Below are 17,980 nucleotides of genomic sequence, written 5' to 3' on the forward strand. Positions count from 1 at the left end.
CACCATTTTTATCGGATATTGTTTTGAAATTTATAAATTTCTTCTTTGACGCTAGTTAGGTCAAAATTTATCGCTCGCTCTAGCTCTAGCAAGCTTACATCTTTATCTATCTCAAGAGCCATCGCTATCTCATTTAGCTCTTTTGCTTCCTCATTTGCGAGGATCGCACTCTTAAAACTAGCCTCATCTATCTGGCCAAATTTTAAAAAGATCGATTTAAATTTATCTTTTAAAATTTCTCTACTTAGCTTTTTATCTTCTAAAGCCTTCTTCGTGCCACCATTTCTGTTACAGGTTCTAAATATAAAATCTATTGTTTCATTTACTTCATCGAGTAAATTTTTTGTCTTCTCGCTTTGCATACAAACTCCCTTCACCGCAAACAAATTCAAAGCAAGGCAGACTTTATCCGCCCTGCTTATATTTTTAGACTAGATAACGTGGATCTCGTCTTTGATTTGAATAGTTACGGTGTTGTTTGTATATGTTGTGTAACCATCTTCTGAAGCACCTTGATGCCATCCATTGCCTTTAACGTCCTCTTTTAGATCGACTACATCACCTTTATCGCCTGTGATTTTTAGCGTATGTTTATCATCAGTCATATCTAGGACATCCTTGATGCCAACTTTTAGAGTAGTGTTTTTAGCACCAGATATATCAAGCTCTTCAAAATTCTTAGCATGATATGAAACATGTTTTAGATCTATAGTATCTTCTGGGCTAGAGATGATTAGCTTATCATAGCCTTTGCCTCCATCAAGAGCACCTTTGTCATCTACGCCGCCTATAACGTGTGCTGCTTTGATGGTTAGAGTATCATCGCCATTGCCTAGATCTATCTTAGCTTTGTCTATAGCATTGCCTTTGATAGTTACACTATCGTTGCCATCACCAGTTGAAATTCCAACTTTGGTAAATATAGTATTTGCTACTGTATCTCCTACTATCACAGTGTCATTACCTGCACCTGTGATGATCTTAGCACCATTAGCAACATCGTCTTTGATCTCTATATAGTCATCGCCTTTGCCAGATATAACAGTAGAGTGGTCAAGATCTGCAGCCACAGTTAATCTATTATTGCCATCACCTAGATCTATCTTAGAGTCCATGTTTATCCAGCCCCAGCCATTACCACTCTTATGGATATTTACTACATCATCGCCAGAGCCAAGTGTAAATTCTGATTTATGAGTTATAGTTTTGACATCTATCTCATAGTTATCATTGCCATTTATCTGTGGTTGCAACTCAGTAGAAGCTTTTAGTACTGGTCCATGTCCTTCTAGCAATAAACCTGTATCATTATCTCCATAGATAGCTTCAGCATTGATCTTTATGTTTTTAACAGGATCAGCTGGCTTATCGCTAAAGTCAAATACTAGATCTTCACTTGCTTGTTTGCCCATATTTCCAGCTTCATCTACCAAATAAGCTTTAGCACTTAGGTTAAAGCCATTAGCTGTTTTACCAAAAGGTATTAACTCTTTTGATGGATAGGTAATGTTTGCAACAGAAGTTAGATCCACATATCCTCTCTTAAGATCAAGCTCTGTAATGGTTACTGGTTCTTTAACAACGCCTTTATTCCATGCTCCAACATTTGAATGAACTTCATAATATAACTTATCACCAACTTTAATTAAGCCTTGATCAACTGCCTCTTTTGAGAACCTAGCGCAGCAATATATAACGTTATTTTCGTTAGATATATTATCGCTCCAACTATATTTACCATCATGGTTTTTATCGCCAAGATAATCAATCCTTAAATCAACTATCTTAGTATCAACTGTTACATTAGCTACACATTCAGGGCTAGTGTTACCAGCTTTATCTACTGCTTGGTATGAGACTATATGCTCACCATCGCTAAGAGGATTAGTGATCTTATAGTTCCAAGAACCATTTTCATCAGCTTTAGTTGTAACCACATTCTCGTGATGCTCACCATATTTTATGATGATTGTAGATCCAGCCTCAGCTGTGCCTTTTAGAACTGGAGTGTTATCATTTGTAAATTTGTCTTTAACGTTTCCAGTAAAATCAACAACATCATTGGTTTTTACATTATCTTCAATACTATTCAAAGTTACCTCAGGCTTTGTAGTATCAACTGTTACTGTGATTAGGCTTGAAGGCTCACTCTCTTTACCAAACACATTTTTAGCAATTGCTTTTATCTCATAGTCGCCATCAGCCCATGGAGAATTCTCTTTTGGTTCATAATGCCAACTACCGTTAGCATCCACTGGGATATTATCAGCGATTATTGTATTGCCATTTTTAAGAGTGATGGTTGTACCAGCTTCAGCTTTACCCATTAACGTAGGAGTATTGTCGTTTGTTATAGCTATAACTCCTTCCAAGACATTACCAGTTGTATCTCCAGCGTTTATGCTGATTGGGTCCTTTGGATCTATACCATACTCGTTATCTAGAACTGCTATGATAGTTGGAGCTTTTGGAGCAAAACCTACTATTTTTACTGCATCCATAGAACCTTCACTTACATTACCTGCATCATCAACTAGTCTATAAGACGGAGTTTGGAAGCCTCTTGATTTTGGCATATCGATACTAAATTCATCTCTTTCTATAAAGCCTTTAGCTATATCTTGCGCAGTTACTTTAAAGATATCTGTCCAAGTTTGAGCATCGCTTCCAAGAATTTGAACCCTATCGCCTGCTTTTACAGTATTTTCTGGGATGTCGATAACCCATTTAAGCTTGCCATCTTTTAGAGCTGAAGCATCAGTTATGTCTATCTTCTTATCGCTATTTATATCAGTTGTTATCTTAACTGTTGGAACGCCGATAGTTGTATCAACATCTACACTTGACCACTCTGATACAGCGCTTCTGTTGCCTGCTCTATCGGTTGTTTGAACTTTAAGAGTATGTGCTCCATCTTCTAGTGCAGCATGTACTTTGCCGCCCCAGTTTAAATTTGCCTCAAATGTATATTCCCAGTTGCCGTCTTTATCAGCTGTAACTGTTACTTCTTTGCCATCTTTAAATACTAGTTTATCATCTACCATTATCTTAACGGTTGAGAATGCCTCAGCTGTACCTTTTAGTGTTGGCAAGTTGTCATTTGTAAGAGCATTTTTAACATTACCTACAACACCACCAGCAACATCATCGATGATCTCAGTTATAACTGGCTTTGTGGTACTTATATCAACATTTACAGTTGCAACATTTGATGGATCGCTAACATTACCAGCTTTATCAGTTGCGATAGCTACTACATTGTACTTACCTTCAGCAAGTGGAGATTTCGGAGTAAATTCCCAATTGCCATCACTATCTACAACAACTTTTTCAGCGATAATATCGTTACCATTTTTAAGAACGATAGTTGAGCCAGCCTCAGCTTTGCCTTTAAATGTTGGTGTAGTATCATTTGTAAAGCCGTCATTTACGCCAAGTACATTTCCGTCATTTTCAACACCACCCCACCAGTTATCTTTTACTGCGGTGATGACTGGAGCATCGATATGAGTATCAACATCTATGCTTACTAGAGCAGAAGGTTGGCTGTTATTGCCAGCTACATCGGTCGCTTGAGCTTCAAAGTTATGGTGTCCATCGCTTAGTTTAGGTGTTGTAAATTCCCAGTTACCATCTTTATCAGCTACTGCAGTCCAGTTGCTGATAACTTCACCATTCTCAAATCTATAACTACCTCTACCATCAATCTTGATCTCAACAGTCGCAAATGGCTCAGCTGTGCCTTTTAGAGTTGGAGTGTTGTCGTTTGTTAAGCCACCTTTAACATCGCCATTTACTACACCACCAGCCACATTATCAATGATCTCAGTGATGACTGGTTCATCAGAGTGAAGATCGATCTTGATAGTTGCAGCATCTGAAGGAGCGCTTACTTTACCAGCTGCATTTTTTGCAGTTGCTGTTATACTGTAATCACCCTGAGCAAGTGGAGTTTTTATAGTAAATTCCCAGCTACCATCAGTTTTTACAGGGATATTATCAGCGATAACATCGTTACCATTTTTAAGAGTGATAGTTGTACCTGGTTTTGCAGTGCCTTTAAATGTAGGCGTGCTATCGTTTGTTAAGCCACCTTTAACATCTTCGTTAAATTTACCGCCCCTTTGATCATCAATTACTTCTGTAATAACTGGAGCTTCTGGAGCTTTAGTATTCTCACTATCTTCACCTATCACCTTGCTATCCTTGCCTGGGTTGTTAGGGTTATTTGGATTGATGATCTCTGCTGTTACATTGTTATCTTTACCTGGGTTTAGATCAACTGGGATATCAATCTTGCCTTTATCGATGTCATCTTGGTTGATTGGTTTTTCAGTCTTTTTGCCATTGTCATCAGTAACAACTACTTTATCACCTGGTTTTACTGAACCATCTTTTGGTATAGTAACTTCTACTGTTGTTTTACCAGCATCATTGTCATTAGCTTTGTTTTCATCATCAGAAATTTTGCCATCTTTGTTTGTATCTTCTGGGAATTTAATTTCTGGGTTGCTTGGTTTTCTGCTAAATTCGCTGTCAAGTTGTACATTAGCATGTATAGCTGTGCTTTGGTTACCAACTAGATCGACTATTCTATAGCTTGGGCTTTCAAAGTGTTTTCCTGATAAAGTTGCTTCGTATTCAAAGCTTTTACCTAGATCGTCATTTGATAAGACTTTTTCGATTTTCCATTTACCATCTTTTCCAAGTACTTGAAGAACATCACCTGCGCTTACAGTGCCATCTTTTGGTATCTCTACTTCCCAGTGGATCTTACTATCTTTTAAATTCTTAGCTTCTTCTACGCTTAGAACTCCATTGTGATCTGCATCTTCTTTGATAGATACTTTTGGAGCACCGATAGTTGTATCAACTTCTAGTGCAGAAGTTGCTTCGCTAGTGTTGCCAGCTGCATCTGTTACTACTGCTTTTATAACATGAACACGGCCAACAAGATCTGCTAGTGGCTCTTTATAGTCGCTTGGTTTAAATTCCCAGTTGCCATCTTTGTCAGCTGTGGCTCTACCAAACTCTTTGTTATTATCATAAAGAATGACTTCTTGATTTGCATCAGCTGTACCTTTTATAGTTGGCTTATTGTCATTTGTGTTAGTGCCTGCAACATTACCTTTATATACACCGCCTTCTACATTATCAATGATGCCTGTGATCTTAACATTTGGAGCTGTAAAGTCTGAGTCTACACTACCAGATACTTCTTTGCTAGCATTACCAGCTTGATCAACGATCTTAGCTGTTACGCTTGAAGCTTTACCATCAACTACTGGTACTTTGATCTCTACATATCCAGTTACTCTGTCATTGTAAGTAATAGTATGTGTTTTTTCCTCACCATTTACAGTGTAGTGGATCACATCATTTTCTTCAGCATCACCTGGGACAGAAATTTGAGCTTTTGTGCTAGCACTATCGCCATCTTTGCTATTTTCAGCTTTATTTAGCTTGCCATCTTTTGGATTTACATCTTCAACAAATGTAATTGTTGGTTCTGATGGAGCTATTAGATCAGCATTAACTACTACAACCTCTGAGAAGTCTGAGATATTTCCTGCTTTATCTTGTGCTCTTGTAGTATATTTATACTCACCATCTCCTAATTCAGGTAGTTCAAATTTCCAACCACCATGATTATCAGCTGTGACTGTTCCTATAGCTGTTTTATCGCCATTTAGCTCGCTAATCTCATATATAGTGATGACTGAATCAGGCTCAGCATATCCTTCAAGAGTTGGTGTGCTGTCGTTTGTTAGAGCAACTTTTGTTTTAACATCTAAAACGTTGCCAGTTTGGCTATCTACATTGTCATTTACAGCATCTATTACAGGAGCATCTGCAAATGTATCAACATCAAGTGAAACTCTATCAGATGTTGATTTATTGCCTACTTTATCTGTAGCAACTGCTTCAAAGTAGTGTTCTCCATCACCCATAGCCTCAGTTGGAGTAAAGCTCCATTTGCCATTAGCGTCAGCTACTGTTTTACCAACTAGAGTTTTTTCTGTAGTTGTGTAGAAGCTTTCGTAAATTTCTACTGTTGCGCCTGGTGCTGCACTACCTTTGAATGTTGGTAGATTATCGTTTGTTAGACCATTTTTAACATCACCATTTACTACGCCACCAGTTACATCATCGATGATCTCATCAATTGTTACTTTAACAGTGCTTGAAGCCTCACCTATCACCTTGCTATCCTTGCCTGGGTTATTAGGGTTATTTGGATTGATGATCTCTGCTGTTACATTGTTATCTTTACCTGGGTTTAGATCAACTGGGATATCAATCTTACCTTTATCGATATCATCTTGGTTGATTGGTTTTTCAGTCTTTTTACCATTGTCATCAGTAACTACTACTTTATCACCTGGTTTTACTGAACCATCTTTTGGTATAGTAACTTCTACTGTTGTTTTACCAGCATCTTTGTCACCAGCTTTGTTTTCATCATCAGAAATTTTGCCATCTTTGTTTGTATCTTCTGGGAATTTAATTTCTGGGTTGCTTGGTTTTCTACTAAATTCGCTATCAAGTGAAAGGCTAGCTTTTGATGAGTCACTAACATTGCCAGCTTCATCAGCAAATCTATACTCTGGAGTCTCATATTTTCCATCTTTTAGTTTGTTGATACCAACGTTAAATGTAGCTTCAAATCTACCATCTTTGATCATCTCGTCAGTAATCTCAACAAATTTAACCCAATTACCTTTGCCATCGATTGATTGGATCACATCGCCAGCTTTTACGCTACCATCTGTTGGGATGTCGATAACCCAGTGAGCTTTGCCATCTTTTATAGCAGCTACTTCAGCTACACTTAAAACACCGTCATTGTTTGTATCTTCTACAAATCTAACTTTTGGATTGCCTATTGTTGTATCAACATCTACGCTTGCTTCTACAGATTTAGCGCTATGTCCTAGTTTATCAGTCGCTTCTACGACAAATTTATGCTCGCCGTCGCCAAGTTTAGTTCTTGGTGTAAATTCCCAGCTACCATCAAGACCAGCTTTTGTAGTACCTGCTATCTTACCATCAACAAATACTTTTATATCTGCACCAGCTTCAGCGCTACCTTTTAGTGTTGGGGTATTGTCGTTTGTAACTTTACCTTTAACATCGCCATTTTCTACGCCACCAGCTACATTATCAACGATCTCTTTGATCTCTGGTATGTTAGTTGCAGTATCAACTGTTAAGCTTACAACGTTTGAGTTTTGAACTGGGTTTTTGACATAGTCTTGCATACTAGCTTCAACAGTATAGTCACCATCATTTAGTGGTTTATCTACTGTGATAGACCAGTCGCCAAGGCTATCTTCTACATAAACTTCGCCACTCCATACTACCTTGCCACTGCTATCTTTTACGCTAACAGTTACAGTTGAATAAGGCTCTGCAAAGCCGTTTATAGTTGGAGTATTGTCTTTTGTAGCACCTTCGTAAGCACCATTTAGAGCGTCATCACCGTTGTCATCTGTTACGCTAGTGATTACTACTTTGCCTGGATTAGTATCTACTTTTATAGTTTCAATATCTGAAGTGTTTTTATTGCCTATCTTATCAGTTGCCTCTACATAGAATGTATGATCGCCATCGCTAAGTTTAGTTCTTGGTGTAAATTCCCAGCTACCATCAAGACCAGCTTTTGTAGTACCTGCTATCTTACCATCAACAAATACTTTTATATCTGCACCAGCTTCAGCGCTACCTTTTAGTGTTGGAGTGTTGTCATTAGTCCAATTATTTTTAGAGCTTATATCGCCTGTATCACCTTCAACATCATCAATGATCTCTTTAATGACTGGTTTGTCAGTTGCGTTGTCTATTGTAAGATTTACAACGTTTGAGTTTTGAACTGGGTTTTTGACATAGTCTTGCATACTAGCTTCAACAGTATAGTCGCCATCATTTAATGCTACTGGTACGTCAATATGCCAATCACCAAGGCTATCTTCTATATATACTTCATCGCTCCATACTACTTTACCGCTACTATCTTTTACGCTAACAGTTACAGTTGCGTACTGCTCGCCTGTACCCCAAATAGTTGGAGTATTGTCTTTCATAGCACCTTCATAAGAGCCATTTAGCACGTCATCACCATTGTCATCTGTTATTCTAGTGATTACTACTTGACCTGGATTAGTATCTACTTTTATCCAAGAAATTTCTGAGTTCTCGCTTACGTTGCCAGCTTCATCTGTTGCGATAGCATGTGATCTTGGTCAGTTGCTAGTTGCATCTCCCCTCTTTTCATTCTTACCTCTGCTTTCTACCATCTACATAGACATCAACGGTTGCACCAGCCTCAGCACTACCTTTTAATGTTGGGGTATTGTCATTTGTCCAGCCAATTCTTTCGTTTTTCACGTTGCCTGTATCCCCTTCTACATTATCTATAATTTCATTAATTACTGGTTTAGAAGTATGAAGATCTATTGTTACAGTAGCTACATTTGATGCATTGCTTACATTGCCAGCTTTATCTGTTGCAGTTGCTGTTATGCTGTATTCACCTTCAGCAAGTGAGCTCTTTGGTGTAAATTCCCATGATCCATCAGCTTTTACAGGGATGTTTTCAGCGATGATATCATTGCCATTTTTAAGAGTTATGGTTGAGCCAGCCTCAGCTGTACCTTTAAATGTAGGAGTGCTATCGTTTGTAGTACCACCTTTAACGTCTTCATTAAATTTACCACCCTTAACATCATCTATTACTTCTGTGATAACTGGAGCTTCTGGAGCTTTAGTATTCTCGCTATCTTCACCTATCACCTTGCTATCCTTGCCTGGGTTATTAGGGTTATTTGGATTGATGATCTCTGCTGTTACATTGTTATCTTTACCTGGGTTTAGATCAACTGGGATATCAATCTTACCTTTATCGATATCATCTTGGTTGATTGGTTTTTCAGTCTTTTTACCATTGTCATCAGTAACTACTACTTTATCACCTGGTTTTACTGAACCATCTTTTGGTATAGTAACTTCTACTGTTGTTTTACCAGCATCTTTGTCACCAGCTTTGTTTTCATCATCAGAAATTTTGCCATCTTTGTTTGTATCTTCTGGGAATTTAATTTCTGGGTTGCTTGGTTTTCTACTAAATTCGCTATCAAGTGAAAGGCTAGCTTTTGATGAGTCACTAACATTGCCAGCTTCATCAGCAAATCTATACTCTGGAGTCTCATATTTTCCATCTTTTAGTTTGTTGATACCAACGTTAAATGTAGCTTCAAATCTACCATCTTTGATCATCTCGTCAGTAATCTCAACAAATTTAACCCAATTACCTTTGCCATCGATTGATTGGATCACATCGCCAGCTTTTACGCTACCATCTGTTGGGATGTCGATAACCCAGTGAGCTTTGCCATCTTTTATAGCAGCTACTTCAGCTACACTTAAAACACCGTCATTGTTTGTATCTTCTACAAATCTAACTTTTGGATTGCCTATTGTTGTATCAACATCTACGCTTGCTTCTACAGATTTAGCGCTATGTCCTAGTTTATCAGTCGCTTCTACGACAAATTTATGCTCGCCGTCGCCAAGTTTAGTTCTTGGTGTAAATTCCCAGCTACCATCAAGACCAGCTTTTGTAGTACCTGCTATCTTACCATCAACAAATACTTTTATATCTGCACCAGCTTCAGCGCTACCTTTTAGTGTTGGAGTGTTGTCATTAGTCCAATTATTTTTAGAGCTTATATCGCCTGTATCACCTTCAACATCATCAATGATCTCTTTAATGACTGGTTTGTCAGTTGCGTTGTCTATTGTAAGATTTACAACGTTTGAGTTTTGAACTGGGTTTTTGACATAGTCTTGCATACTAGCTTCAACAGTATAGTCGCCATCATTTAATGCTACTGGTACGTCAATATGCCAATCACCAAGGCTATCTTCTATATATACTTCATCGCTCCATACTACTTTACCGCTACTATCTTTTACGCTAACAGTTACAGTTGCGTACTGCTCGCCTGTACCCCAAATAGTTGGAGTATTGTCTTTCATAGCACCTTCATAAGAGCCATTTAGCACGTCATCACCATTGTCATCTGTTATTCTAGTGATTACTACTTGACCTGGATTAGTATCTACTTTTATCCAAGAAATTTCTGAGTTCTCGCTTACGTTGCCAGCTTCATCTGTTGCGATAGCATAGAATGAGTGCTTGCCGTCGCTTAGTTTGCTAGTTGCATACTCCCACTCACCTTTTTCATTAGCTTTTACGCTACCTGCTTTTCTACCATCTACATAGACATCAACGGTTGCACCAGCCTCAGCACTACCTTTTAATGTTGGGGTATTGTCATTTGTCCAGCCAATTCTTTCGTTTTTCACGTTGCCTGTATCCCCTTCTACATTATCTATAATTTCATTAATTACTGGTTTAGAAGTATGAAGATCTATTGTTACAGTAGCTACATTTGATGCATTGCTTACATTGCCAGCTTTATCTGTTGCAGTTGCTGTTATGCTGTATTCACCTTCAGCAAGTGAGCTCTTTGGTGTAAATTCCCATGATCCATCAGCTTTTACAGGGATGTTTTCAGCGATGATATCATTGCCATTTTTAAGAGTTATGGTTGAGCCAGCCTCAGCTGTACCTTTAAATGTAGGAGTGCTATCGTTTGTAGTACCACCTTTAACGTCTTCATTAAATTTACCACCCTTAACATCATCTATTACTTCTGTGATAACTGGAGCTTCTGGAGCTTTAGTATTCTCGCTATCTTCACCTATCACCTTGCTATCCTTGCCTGGGTTGTTAGGGTTATTTGGATTGATGATCTCTGCTGTTACATTGTTATCTTTACCTGGGTTTAGATCAACTGGGATATCAATCTTACCTTTATCGATGTCATCTTGGTTGATTGGTTTTTCAGTCTTTTTGCCATTGTCATCAGTAACTACTACTTTATCACCTGGTTTTACTGAACCATCTTTTGGTATAGTAACTTCTACTGTTGTTTTACCAGCATCATTGTCATTAGCTTTGTTTTCATCATCAGAAATTTTGCCATCTTTGTTTGTATCTTCTGGGAATTTAATTTCTGGGTTGCTTGGTTTTCTGGTGGTTTCTGGATTGATAGTATTACCAGCGCCTGCTGTATCGTCATCACTGCCGCCACGACCACTATCTAAACCGCCGCTTTTGCCCTCAGCTGGACCTGCAAAAGATGCAGCGCCTAAAGGATTGATCGCACTAGTGCTAGCACTTATATTTGAGTAGTGTCCACCTTGTTCAAAACTAGCACTGCCAAGGCTAACGCCATCACCAGCACGACCGCCGCTTGTACCGCCAGCTGCTGTTTCCTCTAAGTCGCCTAAATTTGCGCCATTTAATAAGGCTTTTTGAAGTGCTGCTACTTGTGAATCACCAGCAGTTGCCCTTGGATCGAGGCTTAGCGTATCTTCGCCGATCATTGATAGCTCTTTTCCATTATTTGTTGCTATCACAACCTTAGAATCAGCTGAAGTTGTTTTTACACTCTCACCTTCATACAGGCTATCGCCAACTTTTAGTACTCTTTGGTTACCACTTTTATCTACCGCGATAACCTCAGCAGAACCTGATATAGACTTAATTGTGCCTAGTTTCTTTGCCATGTTAATTCCTTTAGGGCTAAATTAATTTTGGCATTATTTTATAACTATTAGGAGAAATTGTAAATTGTACCAAAGTACAATATAGTTACATTTCTTTATTATGTGTTACATTTATAGAATTTTTTGTAGTTATTAGGTGATATTTATATAACACTTATATAAAATTTAATTTTCGTGTAAGAATTGATTAATGATATTTTAAGTTATAAATGTTTTTATTTGATTGTACTAAATTTTAAAAAAATAACAGAATTTAATAAAAAAGATTTGTAAATTTATATAAAAAGAAATTTAGACCCAAAAAGGGTCTAAATTTTAAAGATCTACGTGGATATTTGCTTTTACATCGATATAAGCTGTAGTTGCATCGTAATGTGCCTCATATCTTTCAAAGCCCTCTACTGCGTTAGCAGCAGATTTACTAAAGCCTTCAAGTTTTACTCCGCCACTTGCTTGAGTTATTTGAAGCAAATTATTACTATGTTCGTGTCCGACATCAAGCATATCAGCTATATCAAGAGCTTTTAGAGTGACCTTTTCATTGCTAGTAACCTTTAACTCTTCAAAGCTCTTAACCTTTGTAAAGTCTATCTGACCATCAACCAAAAGCGTATCGTGATCATAGCGACTTCTATTGTCTGAGTATCCACCAAGAATGCTAGTGCCACCCTCAAGCTTCATATCTTTAGATATAAAGACACTATCACTGCCATCCGATAGATCTATTTTAATATTAGTTAAGCTTCCAGATCTTAGCTCCAAATAATCTTTTGCATTTTCATGTCCACTCAAAATCCAGTTCGCATGGTGTTCAGCTGGCAAACCACTAGCTGATGCGTGAGTATCTTCAACTACCACATGCATTTCATTTATAAAAGCCATGATATCTACATCTTTTAGGGTAGATGACTTTAAATTTATATCTGTATGATAAGTATCTCCAAATGAAGGGACTCTACTGCCTCCATTTAGTTCTACGTTATCAAGGTTTGAGCTATCTATATTTATAGTACCTTTTGATGATCCTGCATAGATCGCACTTTTTTCTGCTGATGTTGTTGAGTTAATGTCGGTGTATTTGATATTTATAACGTCTTCATCGCCTTTAATTAATTCATTACCAACCCATTGTATGGCACCATTAAACTTATTAGTATTAGTGCTTATGTCAATATCTGTCATTTTTACATGATCAGCTTTTGTACCTGTTATATTTAAGATATCGCTGTTAATGCCAAGATAGATGGTCTCTTTGTTAAAAACTCCACCATTTATATTTATGACATCATTGCCAAAGCCTGTATTGATCTCAACTTTTTCGTGCGTTCCGCCATTTATATTTATAGTATCGTTTCCGTTATAGGTGTTGATAGTGACATTATTTAAATTTGAGCTCTTGATATCAATTTTATCTTTTCCAGTATTAGTTCCAATATCAAGCCAATTTAAATTTGAACTATTGATATTGACCTCATTGTCTCCGGATATACCATATAATACTTCACCAAAATAGATCTTACTAGGTTTTTCTTCTTCTCCTTCTTCTCCTTTTTTATGACTTACAGTTGCATTGTTGAAATTTAAGACATTATCTCCATTTTTAAAAAACTCTACATCAAAGCGTTTGTCGTTGTGAAATTCGCTATTTACAGTTGTTATATGGTCATTATCTATGATACCACCATTATACGTATATTTAGCGTTATCTATACTAAATTCTAAGATGACACTCTCGCTGTAGTAGTGATTATTTTCAACGCCCTTATCTGCATCTTTAAATAACTTTTCTTTATCCCATTGATAATAAAATATTCCACTATCTTCATCTTCAGATAAAAGCTTGCCTTCATTTAGCTCTTTATCGTCTATTACATTTGCACGAACAACTACTTTGTTGATATCGCCCGCTCTTAGACCTTTTATGACGCCACTACTATCTAGATCTATCCAGTTTTCATTATCGAGTGAGTACTGAATTTTATCGTAGTCTTTGCCGTAAGTCGCCTTGCCACTAAATTTAAGCTTCACATCGATTTTTTGATCCACATCAGCCTCTGCTACATCACCCCTTAGCTCAAATATTAAATTGTTATGTTCCCACATATTCGTTATTTCAGGGTCTTCGATATTAAAGCCTTGTCTGCCATATATGCCTATGTTTTTTACATATTTTGAGTCATATTCATGTATATATTCTGGCTCTGGATCAGGCGTTGGCTGTGGAGTTGGCTCAGGTTTTGGCTCAGGTTTAGGTTCTGGTTTTGGTTCTGGTTTTGGCTCTGGTTGTGGAGCTGGAGCTGGATTTACAGGCTCGACTGGCTCAATAGGAGTAGGCTCTGGCTTAGCATCAAGATCGACATTGATACCATCTTTTACATCTATATAGCCTTTCTCCGTATAAGATCTACCGTTATTTTGAAAACTAAAGTCGGCCTCATATCTTGTAAAGCCTTCTTTTAAACCTCTTCCATACTCTGAAAGCTTAAAGCCTGCTAGCTCTACCCCGCCAGCTGCCTCTGTGACTGTTAAGATATGTTTGCTATCACTATTTTTAATGTCAAGCATATCATATAGCTCTTCTAGTTTTAGGCTGACCTTCTCGTTGCCAGTCACTTGTAACTCTTCAAAGCTCTTAAATTTATTAAAATCAACATTGCCATCAATCACAAGCGTATCGGTCTCGTAGCTAGTGCCACCATTTATCGTAGTGTATCCATTAAGCTTCATAGCTTTTGAGACGACGACTTTATCTCCGCCGTTACCAAGATTAACAGTCATATCATTTAAAGTGCCTGATCTTAGCTCTAAAGTATCATCTGTATCTGCAAAATTCCACTTTGTAGCATTTTCTGGGAAGTTGCCATTTACCTTTGTATCTTCAACTACTACGTGAGTTTTGTAGATAGTGTTGAGATTTACATCATCAAGAGTAGATGATTTTAAATTTAGATCGAAATTTAGTGGATTTCTATTTACGTCGGTACCTGTGTTGGTCTCTGTGCCTATGTTGATGCCCTTTAAAGTTGAGTTTTCAACATTTACGGTATTGTTTTTTGATTCGGCGATGATGTGGTTGGCTGAATTTTTGTATGTTGAGTCGATATCAGCGTATTTGATATTTATCTCGTCTCTCTCACCTGAGCCGGTTCTTAGGTACATATCTGTCATTTTTATATGATTATCTTTTGTACCATTTAAATTTAATACATCATTTCCGCTATCAAGCGTGAAGCCACTTTGATAAGGATCGGTGCCTATGTAAGTTCCGCCGTTTAAATTTACAGTATCGTTGTCTGCGCCAGTTTCGACGTGAAGTCTCTCGTGTCTTCCGCCATTTATATTTATGATGTCATCTCCGCCTTGGGTGTTGATATTTAGCCAGTTTAAATTTGAGTTATCGGCATTAATTACATCTTTTCCATCGTTGTAATATACATTTTCACCAAATTCTATAGCACTAGCCACGTCGCCAGCTTTATGGCTTATAGTTGCGTCTTTGAAATTTAATGTATTGTCGCCGTTATCTTTAAATTTAGCGTCAAAAGATGAATTATTGTGAAATTCGCTAGTAACTGTGACGTTGTGGTCGTTATCTACTATATATTCGCTATTTGTAGCCTTCGCACTGCCGACGCTAAATTCTAATGTCACGCTCTCTTTAAAGTCGCCATTGTTTTCAACGCCTTTGTCTGCATCTTTGAAAATTTTATTTGTAGGGTCAAATTTACCCTCATTTTGATCGTGATCGTTTGCCACAGCAACACGCACACTTACATTGTTGATATCGCCTGCTCTAACGTCCTTTATCACGCCGCTATCATCTAGCTTTTGCCAAGTTTTACCGCCATCTAGTGAGTACTCTGCATTTTCATAGTCTTTGCCAGCAGTTGCCTCTCCACTAAATTTAAGCGTCACATCTACCTTTTTATCAGCATCAGCCTGCGCTACTTCACCTTTTAGGTTGTATTCTAGGTATGATTTGTCATCTGAGCTTCTTGGGTCCGAGCTCTTTTCGTAGCCAAATTCTGACTTGTTTTCAACCGAGATGTTTTTGACTATATCTTTATTTTCATCAGGTTTAGGTTCTGGTTTTGGCTCTGGCTGTGGTTTTTCAGGCTCTGGAGTTGGCTCAGGTTTTGGTTCTGGAGTTGGCTTCTCTGGCTCCACCGGCTCAACTGGCTCAACCGGTTTAGGCTGCGGAGTTGGAGCTGGATTTTCTGGTTGTGATGGCTCAACTGGGGCTACAGGTGCAATGGCAGAATTTATATCACTATCTGAACCATCAAAAACATCACTACCGCCACCTTTTACCTCTTGGTTAGTTAGTTTTACAGCGCCAAAAGTATCTGAAAGTGATCTAAAGCTAGCTGATACATCAGAGCTTTCATGACCGCCATGCTCAAACCTTGTCTCGCCAAGGCTCACGCCGTCACCGCCTCTGCCACCGCTATTGCCACCAGCGGCACTCTCTTCGAGATTTGCTAAATTTTCACCTTTTAACAGGGCTTTTTGTATGGCTGCTACCTCTTTGTCTGAGCTAAGGTCGTTATTTAAATTTAGAGTTTCGCCATCTTTTAGCTCAAACTCTTTGCCGTCGTTTGATGCGATAGTTACCTTTGCGCCGTTTGCTTTAACAACATCGCCCTCGTATAAACTATCTCCCGCGACAACAACTCTTTCGTTGCCATTTTTGTCTATAACTACTACTTCCTTGGAGCCAAGAATGTTTTTGATAACACCTACTTTAACAGCCATCGCTGCCTCCTTTAAAATCAATTTGACACATTATAAATATTTCTTTTAAATATAAAGTAATGTAAATATGATGTTAATTCATAAGATTACGCTGTTGCAGTGGGTTTTAAAATTAAATTTTTGATAAATATAAGCAAGACCCCAAAAAGGGATCTAAATTTAAAGATCGACGTGAATGTCTTCTTTTATATCTATATATACTGTACCTTGACGATCACTACCGTCTGCTAAGTGCGTATTATAGGCACTTTCATATCTATGGTAGCCATTTTCTGCTCCGCTAGTTTCGCTAAAACCATTAAGTTTTACGGTCCCATGCGCTTCACTAAATTTAACTACATTAGAGCCATTGTCTAAAATGTCACTTAAATGAGCCACATCATTGCCATTTAATGTCACATAAGCACCGCTCGTTACTTTTAATTCTTCAAAGCCAGAGACCTTTGAGAAGTCGATATTATTATCAAGCACAAGAGTATCATAGCCCTTGCCACCAAATATTTGAGTATTATTATCTATATCTGTTCTTGTCATAGTTAAACTAACTGTATCGTCGCCACCACCTAGATAAAATTTAGAATTTTTTATGATAGCTGATGTCACATTTAAAGTATCATTTTGATTATCTGAGAAGTAAAATTCGTTATTTTTACCATGAAATTCTGAGTCGTCTATGTGCATATTGACTTTGTTATTTCTGCCGTCAAATTTAACGTCACCCATAAATTTTGGCCCAAGAAAATTCATATCAAAAAGCGGCGTGTGGTCTAAATTTGCATGCGAGCCTTTTATATCTATCTCGCCGTCTCCGCCACACACTTTTATGTTCATAGTGGTCTTTTCGCCGTCGTTTGCTTCGATAGTAGTGTGGCCGTTAAAGATAGTGTTGTCCATATTTAGCGTATCTACTTCGTTTGGATTAGTAAAGCCAGAAAGAGAAATTTTTGTTTCACCAAAAAAGCCCACCCAGTCGGTGTTTATAGTGTCATTTCCTCCGCCAAGCCTTATATCCGCACCGTTTTTGATCTCAGATCTTTGGATATCAACCACGTCGTTATCTAGCCCTGTATGAATGGCAGCATTTTCCATAGTCGCACCATAAATTTTCACGCTATCTTCGCCGTCATTTGTATATAAAAGCGTGTGATCTTTTATGCCGACATTGTTTCTTATCTCTACCAAGTCATTGCCAGCTCCTGCGTCAAATCTCAGCCCTCTAACCTCGATATTATCGTGAATTATTAGCTTATTATCGCCATCTCCTGCATCTATCTTGGCATCATTTACAATAGATCTTGTCATATCGACTATGTCGTTGCCATTGTCAAAACGCACATCGTTTGCGCTCGTGGTTGCGTCTGCGATGTTTAAAATTTGATCCTGCGCTTTTGGCCTTGCATCTGCCACCCTTCGTCCGTATAGCTCAGCAAGAAAATTCTTGGGCTCAAGTATTTCAAGCGACTTTACCTCCTCTATGATCCTCACGTGAGGGTCATTTTGCCCGCCATTTTGGCTCACTCCGCCGCTTAAATTTAACCCCTCTTTCTCAGCTACTTCTACGCTCATATTAATCCTTTCTTAAAAAAAT

The 17,980-nt window shown here is 38.0% G+C and carries 5 protein-coding genes; all 5 read right to left on the reverse strand.

Features of this window, described 5'->3' with window-relative positions; translation table 11 throughout:
- Positions 1 to 8: 8 nt before the first annotated feature.
- Positions 9 to 362 (reverse strand): hypothetical protein, encoded by a 354-nt coding sequence (locus tag CVT08_RS09700; protein WP_021086308.1) that lies wholly within the window; start codon positions 360 to 362, stop codon positions 9 to 11.
- 69 nt (positions 363 to 431) lie between these two features.
- A complete protein-coding gene (locus CVT08_RS09705) occupies positions 432 to 8,111 on the reverse strand; it encodes an Ig-like domain-containing protein (protein ID WP_230855936.1) in 7,680 nt (2,559 codons plus the stop codon).
- 166 nt (positions 8,112 to 8,277) lie between these two features.
- Positions 8,278 to 11,637, reverse strand: coding sequence for a retention module-containing protein (locus tag CVT08_RS09710; RefSeq protein WP_196381004.1), 3,360 nt, complete (start codon positions 11,635 to 11,637; stop codon positions 8,278 to 8,280).
- Positions 11,638 to 11,952: 315 nt separating this feature from the next.
- A complete protein-coding gene (locus tag CVT08_RS09715; RefSeq protein ID WP_196381005.1) occupies positions 11,953 to 16,392 on the reverse strand; it encodes a hypothetical protein in 4,440 nt (1,479 codons plus the stop codon).
- A 159-nt stretch (positions 16,393 to 16,551) separates the two neighbouring features.
- Positions 16,552 to 17,958, reverse strand: a complete 1,407-nt coding sequence (locus CVT08_RS09720) for a hypothetical protein (RefSeq protein WP_107856559.1) — start codon at positions 17,956 to 17,958, stop codon at positions 16,552 to 16,554.
- Positions 17,959 to 17,980 lie beyond the last annotated feature (22 nt).

It is taken from the genome of Campylobacter concisus (genome assembly GCF_003048835.2).
Lineage (GTDB): Bacteria > Campylobacterota > Campylobacteria > Campylobacterales > Campylobacteraceae > Campylobacter_A > Campylobacter_A concisus_D.